Below are 8,570 nucleotides of genomic sequence, written 5' to 3'. Positions count from 1 at the left end.
GTGGGCTACCACGCCCTGGCCGCCCGCGGGGCGGGCCCCGCCCCGGGCGGGGTCGCGCGCGCGCGGGGCCAGACCCCCTGACGGCCGGGTACACCCCCGGGGGCGGTGCCGCACGCCTGCGCCCCCGCCACGCACCGTGAGGAGGTACGCCGTGCCACGTCGTGAGAACCCCATCGACCCGCACGCCCCGTACGCGGGGCTCGCCCTGCTGCTGCGCCGGGCCCGGGAGGAGGCGGGGCTGCCTCCCTACGAAGCCCTGGCGCATCGGACCGGTTTCTCCGTATCGGCGCTCGCCCAGGCCGCCTCCGGCAGACGGCTGCCCAGTCTGGCGGTGACCGTCGCCTACGGCACCGCCTGCGGCGGCGACCGGGAGTTCTGGGCCGCGCAGTGGAACGTCGCGCGCACTCGCCGTGCCGATGCCGGGTTCTCGGCCTCAGGCCCCGCACTGCCCCCTGACCCCGGCGGTTGCCGGACGGTGGGAGAGTTCGTGCAGTGCCTGCGCGAGCTGAAGGCCTGGGCCGGCGAGCCGTCGCTGGGGTGGGTCTCCCGGCACATGTCCAGGCATCTCGACACCCACGCGGGCCGAAGCACCGTGGGCGACGCACTGAACCTGCGGCGCCGCAGCCTGCCGCGCCTTCCTCTGCTCGTCGGCTTCGTTCGGAGCTGCCTGCACTTCGCGGCCTCGTACGGAGGTCGTGGCGGCGGACCGGGCGTTCTCGAGTGGTACCGCGGTGCCTGGCACCGGCTGCGGCGGGCGCTGTCCGAGGTGGCCCGGGAGGAGGGCGGGGGCCGCTCCGCGACGGCACCGGGCAAGGAGGTCGAGCTCTTCCGGTGGCGTCAGTCGAGGCCGCTCGTCCCCCTGGACTCCGGTCTCCCGGCCGAGGTCGTGACGCTCGCGGACACCCTTCGGGACGTGGTCCGTTCACGGCACTGCTCGATCCGCCAGGTCGCCGGGGCGGTCTTCGTCAGCCCCGCCACGATGTCCCGCTACCTGAACGGTCACCGGGTGCCGCCTCGGGATGTCGTCGACAGGCTCGCGGCCTTCGCGGCTCCCGGCCCCGGCGACGGGACGGCCCTGCGCACGATGCTCCATGAGCTCCGCTGGAAGGCGCTGAACGCGACCGGCCCGAGGACGGCGCTGACCGTCGAGCTGGCGGAGAGGTTGGATGACACCCACAGCCGTACCGGGGCCCTGGACGCGGAGGTCACCAGGCTGAAGTCCGAGGTCACCGATCTGACCATGCTTCTCCAGCAGGCGTACGAGGACGCCCAGCGGCTCAGCGCAGCCAGGCGCAGCACATGGGGGAAGGCTCCGGTTTCGGTACCGGTGCCGGTGCCGGTTTACGGTGACGTGTTCGCCGGCCTCAGGGCTCAGGTCGCGCCGCAGCCGCGCAGGCTGGCGGTGCCGGTGCGCCAGCCGTCGGGGTCCGCGAGGGTGGCGAGGGTGGTCCGCACCGGGGCGCCGTCGTCGAGCTCGGCTGCGGCAAGGGGCTCACAGCCGGTGCCTGCGGTGGCAGGGAGCCGGTCTGCCGCCGCCCCGTAGGACGGTGGCCGGGACGGTGCCAGAGGCCGTCAGCCGAGGCAGGTGTCCCGGTAGCCGGACCCGAGGAGGCTCTTGAGCGCGCCCGCGCCGGGGCACCCGAGCACGGTGGTTCCCCGGGGCGCCGGGTCTGCGACCGGTGGCCAGAGGGCAGTGCGCGGGGCAGCCGGCGACCAGGCGGCGGGCGGGCGGCGGGCGGGCGGCCGGACGCGAGCGGCGCAGAGGCCGTGGAAGGTCGGCGTCGCGAACAACCGAGTCCCGACCACTGCGGCCCGGCCACGGCCTGGGCCGCGCCGAGGACGGCGGCCAAGGCGCAGCGGGATGGCCTCGCAGCGGGCGATCCGGCGGACGGCGGCGGCGGGTGGTGTTCGAGTGGAGGGCGTGGTCACTGTGGCGAGGAGAGGGCGGACGAGCGCGCCTCCTCCAATTCGGCCACGAGCTGCTCGATCCGCTGGTTGGGCGTGTTCCCCGACCCGTAGCCCGCCAGCATCGGGAGCCGGTCGGTCTTGCCCGAGGCCAGGAGCAGCTCCGGGACGGTCGAGGAGAACAGGGTTCCCGAAACGACGGCGGGCCTCACCTCCTGGATCCCGGACCAGGTGTAGGAGCGCGAGTTGAGCAGGCCGGAGTACTTCAGGCCGGTGTCTCCGAAGGCGACGCCGTACATCGGGGCACGGATCGTCAGCATCAAGCCCGGAACACCCGTGAGGCAGATGGGGGTGAGGTCGTCGACCCTCGTTGTACTGGCCACTCCGGCGACGGCGATCAGCAAGCACATGAGCCCGATCGTGAGGTAGGCCAGTGCCGACGGATTACGCCTCTTGCGCATTTTCCATTCCACGTGTCTTGTACGCCGGGGCGGCCGGAGGCGGCGCGTCCGTTCGAGGGCCCGAGCTTCTTCATCGTGCGCACGTGGTGCGACGGTTACTTGGGGCCGTCATGGCGTCGCGGATGCGGCGGGTGCGGTCGGCGGCGGTGGTCTGGTCGAGGGTGGCCGGGCTCCCTTCGGCCCAGGCGGGGAAGTTCACCGAGCCGGCGGTGTCATGGTCGGCCCAGAGGCACACGACAAAGACGAGCAAGGCCTCGGTGCTGATTCCGCACTTCAGCCTGCCCTGCGGGTCGTGCGGGTCCCGGGCGTCGACGTCGGTCAGCGGCACCGTCCAGGCACCTCTCGGGGACTGCATCGCGGCAATCGCGGACGTTGTCACCGCGTCGGGATCGGTGATGGTGCCCCAGGCCCCACCGATGATCAGGACTCCGCCGGAGTCAGCGGTGTACCTGGCCACCAGGCTGCCGTCGAAGCTGCCTCCCCTGGGTTGAGGGTCTGCCAGGTACGGCCGACCGTGCCGGTGGTCGGCGCCTTCGTGGCGACGACGGTCACCAGATCGCCCCGCGCAGACAGCGGGGCGGCTGGCCGCCGCCCCCTTGTCCGACTACCCCTCCAACCGCAGCGCCATCCCCGGAACCTCCCGACTTGCGGTTCAGCCATGGCCTTCGCGCCGTTCGCACACCCCTTCGCGCCGGTGACGATTCACGTACGCAGTCCTACCGTTGGTGGCGATCACGGGGCGCACTCGGCGACCCGGTGTCCAGGAGGTCCCATCATGCGACGCCTCGTCACGACGCTCGGTACTCTCATCGCCGCAGGGACGCTGGCCGTGGCCGTCCCCACGTCCGCCCAGGCCGCCACGGGCACTCTGACGTTCTACAACGTGATCTTTCCTGACGGGTCGGGCTCCGGCCCGGGCGTGCCGTACGTCGACCCGGCCCCGGGCTGCTACGACGTACCGAGGGAGGCGCAGGGGCCGCTGTCGGGCGTGAACAACGCGACGGACAGCACGGTCCGCTTCTACTGGGGAGAGGACTGCACCATCGCGCTGTTCAACGTCTCGGCTGGCCGTTCGGTCAGGTTCAACTCGCATCCGCGCTCCTTCATGGTCGAGAGCTGACCGGAGGCCCGAACGCAGCTACGCCGGCCCCATGCGGCCGAAGGGCGGGCCATTCGGGCACAGAGCCCGATCAGGTGGACAGCGCCTACGTCGCTGTCCACCCCGTCCGATCTGCGGCAGCGCGAGGAGCCGATCCAGTCGGATGGTGGGCAAGGTATCGAAGGCCCCCGTCGCTACCCGGCGTCGCAGCTACAGCACGACCTCGTCCAGCCGGGTGATCTGTGCGACCTCCACCGTGCTGGCCTCGCCCGGGTCGAGGGCCTGCCAGGTGCGGCCGACCGGGCCGGCAGTCGGCGCCTTCGTGGCGACGACGGTCACCAGGTCGCCTCGCTGTGGGAGCGGTGCGGCCGGCGGGGTGACGAGTCCGTACCAGGAGGCGTCGTCCTCCAGCCACCGGCCACCGACCAGGTGCTCGACCGCGGCGAGGCCGTGCGCGGACAGCACCGCGCCGGCGCCTTCCCAGATCGTGGTCGTCGGGGTGGGCCCCACCAGCCCGGTGTCGACGTCCAGGATGGGGGTGCCGGTCGGCCTGCTGATCCTCACCATGTCGACCATGACGGTGGTCTCCATGGTGTGGTGGACGGCGTCGAGGTCCACGAGGGTGCGCACGTTCTCCGGCTCTCGCAGCGGCCCGGAGCTACGCGTCGAGCGGGATGGTGGCGACGGTGTCCCAACAGATGGGCTGTACCGCACCGCGACGCTGGCGGGCGGTGCCCGGTGAGCGGCTGGGTGACCCTGGAGGGGGTCAACGGTGTCGGCAAGAGCCACCTCGGTGCTGGCCGCCGCCGCGCTCGGCGAGCTGTGCGTTCCGTTGCTCGAGCTCCCCGACTCCCGACCCCAGGGCCTGGCCGGGCAGGTGATCGCCGCCCTTTACACCGGAGGCGACCGGTTCCTTCGCACCGGGCACCCGCGCACGGAGACGCTGCTGCTGGCCGCACTCCAAGTGCACCGGTACGAGTCGCTGCCGGCAGTAGGAGACGGGCGCACCGTGCTGGAGGACCGGGGCCCGGCCTCGGTCACCGCCTACCAGGCCGCCGTCCTCGCCGAGGCGGCCGGCGCCACCGAAACCTGGTTTTGGGTAGGGCCGCCTCGGTGCCGGGCGGGACGAGCCGCCACTGGGTGATGCGGCCGTTGTCGTCGCCGGTGACCAGGGTGTGCTCGCCGGTGGGCTGTGCCGAGGCGCCGCCGCGGGTGGTGAGACGGGTGGCGAGGGCGTCGGCGCTCAGGCTCATGGTGGCGAGAGCGTGCTCGTAAGCGCGTGGGCGGGCGAGGGGATCGCGTAGGACGTACGTCGCTAGATTCATCCTTTCGGACGAAGGCAGCCCGGAGAGGTCACCAGCATCCGGCATCTGCCCAACACCCCTGCGACCAGCGCTGCCTGGCGGTTGGCGGGCACAGTGTGGCCGACGCGGACGAGGAGGTGCTGGTGGGCAGAGGCAGCTGGCATGAGGCGGTTGTGAACGGCGCTCGGAGAGCGAAGGCAGACTCAGGAGCACGTTGAGCCACGTTCGGGTCTGCCCGGCTTGTAGAGTGCGAGCCTTGTACGCCACGCCCGCTGGAGCTGATTGTGCGCATGCTCGCTGCCCGTCTCCAAGCAGTTGGTCGATGGGAGTCCCGCTCCTGGGTCGGATCGGGGGTGAACCGTGGCGATCAGTGACGCGACCATTGCGCAGACATTGTCGGCGTACCTCGAGCGGTTTCAAGAGGAGACCGAAGCGCTGGCCGAGCCGTTGCGGCTCCTCGACGAGGGCTCCGAGTTCGCGTCCCGACGCACCTTCCCGATGCACGTGACGGTCGGCGCGCTCCTGGTCCGCGATTGCGAGGTGCTGCTCATCGACCACCTTGCTTACGGGATCACGCTGCAGCCGGGCGGCCATCTCGAACCCACCGATACCACGTTGCTCAGGGCGGCGCTGCGCGAGCTGACGGAGGAGACCGGCCTTGACGAGTGCCACATCGCGGCGCTGTCGCCGGTCCCGGTCTACGTCGAGTACGGCCTGGTGCCGGCGCGGCCGGAGAAGGACGAACCGGCGCACCACCACCTGGACATCGGGTACGCCTTCTCGACGGAACGTGCCGAGATCGGGTTCCTCCAGGAGACGGAGGTGACCGGCGCGGCCTGGTACCCGTTGGACCTGGCCGTGAGCGTGGTCGGGGAGCGTGTCGCTCGGGCGTTCGACGTCACCGCGTAGGCCCTCCGAGGCGGGCGTGACACTGCGATGTCCGCACCACGGCCCGGAGGCGTCCCCCGGTACCGGGTCGGCGCAGCCTCGCTCACTCGAGGACCGGCTTGGCGTTGCGGCTGCGCTTGAGCTCGTAGAAGCCGTCGGTCTGCGCGACAAGTACCAGGCCGTCCCAGAGCTTCCCGGAGTCCTCGCCGCGGAGGGCCTGGCGCAGCACGGGACCGAACAGGGCAGTACCGGCGATGCGCAGGACGGGGGTGCCGACGTCGAGTCCGACCTCGTCGAAAGCCTCGTGGTGGGAGGCGATGATGCGCTGGTCGTAGCCGATGGCGGTGGTGGCCGAGGCCAGGGCGGCGGGCAGCCTCGTCTCGGCGAGGGCCTCGGGGATGACGGTGGGGTCGTCGCGGCGGCGCTGGTTGTGCAGGCGGGTGCCGATGGCTGTGTACAGCGGGCCGAGGATCTGGGGGCCGGCGTGCTCGGCGGCGGCCGCGCACACCCGCACCGAGCCCCAGGCGCTCTCCATCAGCGCCCGGTATTCGGCGCTGAGGCCCTCGCCTGCGCGTTGGACGAGGTTGAGGTAGGCCAGTGACATGATCCGCCAGTCGGCGCGGATGGGGCGGACCTTCTCGACTTCCAGGAGCCAGCGGGAGGTGACCCACGCCCACGGGCACAGCGGGTCGAACCAGAAGGGCACCTCAGTGCGGGTCAGGTCGTCGTCGTGGAGCATCGGGTGGGCACCGTCCTTGTCTCGGTTCGGTCGTGCGGAGTGTCGTGGTGGGTCAGGTGTCGAACAAGCCGGCCTGGACGGGCTGGTTGGCCTTGGCGGTGCGTCCGGCGGTCTTGAGCAGGGCCGTGAGGCTGTTTAGGCGCGGGTCGAGGTCGGCGGCGGCGATGAGGTGGAGGAAGATTTTCGTGGTGACGTCGACGTCGTCGGGTGCCCGGTGGCGGTTGGGCGGCTGGGGGATGGTGAAGTGGGCCAGGAGCGTGTCGAGCTTGTAGTTGGGCAGGCCGGGGACGAGGTGCTTGGCCAGTGGGATGGTGTCGATGAGGTTGGTGCGGGCCAGCGTCGGGCAGTGCTCGGCCTGGTGGTGGAGGATGTTCGCCTCGGTGGCGGCGTGCTGGGCCACCAGCAGGTAGGGGGTGCCGGGGGTGAGGCGGCGGTCCAGCGCGCCGAGGGCCTGGGCCGGGGTGGGGGCGTTGGCGAGCTGGTCGGCGGTCAGGCCGGTCTGGGCGGTGTCGGCGGGTGTGACCGGTGCGAACGCGGGCGGGCGGATCAGGGAGGTGCTGCGGCCCCTCTCCTGCCAGGTGCCGTTGTGTAGGCGTAGGGCCAGGGCCGCAACCTCGATGGGCTGGGCCGGGCGGCCGGTGGGGGTGGTCGTCTCGAAGTCGACGATGATGAACGTCGTCGCCCGAAAGTCCGGGTCCCCGGTCAGGGCCATGTGTCCACCGTTTCCTCGAGTTCTTCGGCCGTCGTGTGCCGGGCGCGGTGCCGCGCCGGGACGAGCATGCCCGCGTAGGTGCCGCCCTGGTGTCCGTTCACTCTTCGGTGAGGGCCCGCACGGCCCGGGTCGCGGCCTCCAGGCTGGGCGCGTTCCAGTGGTGTTCGCCCGTCCACCTCTCGCACAGCGCCTGGTACAGGTTGGTCATCGCGGGGACGAACGCGGGCGGCAGCGAGGCGGGCTGGGGCCATTGGCGGCGGGGGACGCCGTCGGCGATCAGCCGGCCGACGGGCACCTCGTTGCCGGAGCGCACGTACCAGTCGCGCAGGATCTGCTTGCCGCAGTGCACGCCGTCGAACATCAGGCGGCTCTCGTCCGGGGTGCCGGGGCTGTCCGCGAGCAGCAGTTCCTGGTTGCCCGTCACCAGGAACTCGGTCTTGCCGTCGCAGTGGTTCAGCCCGACGCCGGCCGCGTGGTCGCTCAGCACGCCGTTGACCGCGATGGTGCTCTCGCGTAGGACACGGAAGAGGCGGTCGTCGAGGCCGGAGAGGCGCTGGGCGTCGGCGCGGGTCAGGAAGCGGTTGACCGGCTCGCGGGTGGTGGCGTACTCGATGGTCGGCTGCGGGAGCCGTTCGCCGACGGCGGGGACCGCGTCGAGGCCGAGGTCGGCCGGGCTCAGGTCGCCGGAGGCCAGGCGCCGGTGGACGGAGCTGCCGGGCGGGAGTTCGTTGCGGAAGAGGACCTGCAGCGGCAGGAGGTAGTTGCCCGACTGCGGGGTGGGCGGGTGGTCGAGCGTCTCCGGGAGCCGGGCGAGGCTGAACTCGATCCGGTTCGGGGTGCTCTGGCGCCGGAAGTGCGTGCGCACGCCGGCCTCCTCCAGCAGCGCGAAGTTGAAGACGGCCATCCGGCAGGCCGCTTCGCCCTTGCCGGGGATCGCATCCGGCATCGGGCCGTAGTGGAAGACGCTGTAGCGGTCGGTGTACTCGAACTCGCCGACGCCCTCGCGGGTGGCGGTCGGCGGGCGCAGGACGGTCGTCCGCTTGGTCGAGTGCAGAACGGGCACGGTGCTCCTCGGGTCGGACGGCATGGGTGCCGTCATCGGATCGGGTCGTGGACCGGGCGCGGCCCCGGGATGTCGGCGGGCCGGGCGGCGGGAGCCTGGGGTCCGGCCGGGGCGCTGCTCACCGGGGCGAGGTGGGCGCCGGCCATGGTGAGTACCCGCATGCCCGCCGCGCGGGCGGCGGCGACGCCGTCGGGCGCGTCGTCGACGGCCAGGCAGCGCTCCGGCGTGATGCCCAGCCGGCGGGCGGCGGTGAGGAACAGCTCCGGGTCCGGCTTGCCGTGGGCGGCGGGCGCGCCGGCGGCCGCGGGCCCGCGGACGCCCCCCCGCCCCCCAGGGGGGAGGCCCGGGCCCCCCGCCGGCGGGCGGGCGCCCCGGGGCCCCCGCCCCCCCCCGGCGGCG

Annotated in this window: 11 protein-coding genes; 4 read left to right on the top strand and 7 right to left on the bottom strand. The window is 72.5% G+C overall.

The genetic code is table 11. The features are described 5' to 3' along the window. Positions 1–151: 151 nt before the first annotated feature. Positions 152–1,543, top strand: a complete 1,392-nt coding sequence (locus ACWGKU_RS37565; protein ID WP_331768691.1) for a helix-turn-helix transcriptional regulator — start codon at positions 152–154, stop codon at positions 1,541–1,543. 382 nt (positions 1,544–1,925) lie between these two features. Here the strand turns inward: ACWGKU_RS37565 and ACWGKU_RS37560 are convergent, their stop codons facing one another. Both ACWGKU_RS37560 and ACWGKU_RS37555 read right to left on the bottom strand, forming a co-directional pair. Further along, positions 1,926–2,315: a hypothetical protein gene (locus ACWGKU_RS37560; protein ID WP_401048495.1), complete on the bottom strand. Its 390-nt coding sequence runs from the start codon at positions 2,313–2,315 to the stop codon at positions 1,926–1,928. Positions 2,316–2,436: 121 nt separating this feature from the next. Further along, entirely contained in the window at positions 2,437–2,721 is a 285-nt protein-coding gene (locus tag ACWGKU_RS37555; protein ID WP_401048493.1) for a hypothetical protein, read from the bottom strand. A gap of 420 nt (positions 2,722–3,141) precedes the next feature. Here ACWGKU_RS37555 and ACWGKU_RS37550 point away from each other — a divergent pair, with 420 nt between their 5' ends. Then, positions 3,142–3,486, top strand: a complete 345-nt coding sequence (locus ACWGKU_RS37550; protein ID WP_331768694.1) for a hypothetical protein — start codon at positions 3,142–3,144, stop codon at positions 3,484–3,486. 189 nt (positions 3,487–3,675) lie between these two features. Here ACWGKU_RS37550 and ACWGKU_RS37545 read toward each other — a convergent pair whose 3' ends face one another. After that, entirely contained in the window at positions 3,676–4,095 is a 420-nt protein-coding gene (locus tag ACWGKU_RS37545; protein WP_331768695.1) for a DUF6093 family protein, read from the bottom strand. 142 nt (positions 4,096–4,237) lie between these two features. Here ACWGKU_RS37545 and ACWGKU_RS37540 point away from each other — a divergent pair, with 142 nt between their 5' ends. Together ACWGKU_RS37540 and ACWGKU_RS37535 are read left to right on the top strand one after the other, a co-directional pair. Further along, positions 4,238–4,609 carry a hypothetical protein gene (locus tag ACWGKU_RS37540; RefSeq protein WP_331768696.1) on the top strand — a complete coding sequence of 124 codons (372 nt, stop codon included), beginning with the start codon at positions 4,238–4,240 and terminating at the stop codon, positions 4,607–4,609. Between the two features lie 520 nt (positions 4,610–5,129). Next, positions 5,130–5,678: an NUDIX hydrolase gene (locus tag ACWGKU_RS37535; protein WP_331768697.1), complete on the top strand. Its 549-nt coding sequence runs from the start codon at positions 5,130–5,132 to the stop codon at positions 5,676–5,678. An 82-nt stretch (positions 5,679–5,760) separates the two neighbouring features. On the opposite strand, the gene ACWGKU_RS37530 is transcribed toward ACWGKU_RS37535, so the two are convergent. From ACWGKU_RS37530 to ACWGKU_RS37515, 4 genes are all read right to left on the bottom strand, one after another. Next, positions 5,761–6,396, bottom strand: a complete 636-nt coding sequence (locus tag ACWGKU_RS37530) for a mycothiol-dependent nitroreductase Rv2466c family protein (protein ID WP_331768698.1) — start codon at positions 6,394–6,396, stop codon at positions 5,761–5,763. 52 nt (positions 6,397–6,448) lie between these two features. Beyond that, positions 6,449–7,108 (bottom strand): 3'-5' exonuclease, encoded by a 660-nt coding sequence (locus ACWGKU_RS37525; protein ID WP_331768699.1) that lies wholly within the window; start codon positions 7,106–7,108, stop codon positions 6,449–6,451. A 97-nt stretch (positions 7,109–7,205) separates the two neighbouring features. Further along, positions 7,206–8,171, bottom strand: a complete 966-nt coding sequence (locus tag ACWGKU_RS37520; RefSeq protein ID WP_401053941.1) for a phosphoribosylaminoimidazolesuccinocarboxamide synthase — start codon at positions 8,169–8,171, stop codon at positions 7,206–7,208. A gap of 32 nt (positions 8,172–8,203) precedes the next feature. Beyond that, positions 8,204–8,570, bottom strand: a 367-nt coding sequence (locus ACWGKU_RS37515; protein WP_452191750.1) for an HAD family hydrolase, incomplete at its 5' end; no start/stop codon positions are given.

The sequence above is a fragment of the Kitasatospora sp. NPDC054768 genome (assembly GCF_053612025.1).
Note: the sequence above shows the minus strand (reverse complement) of the source record. Positions and strands in the feature narration are given on the sequence as shown.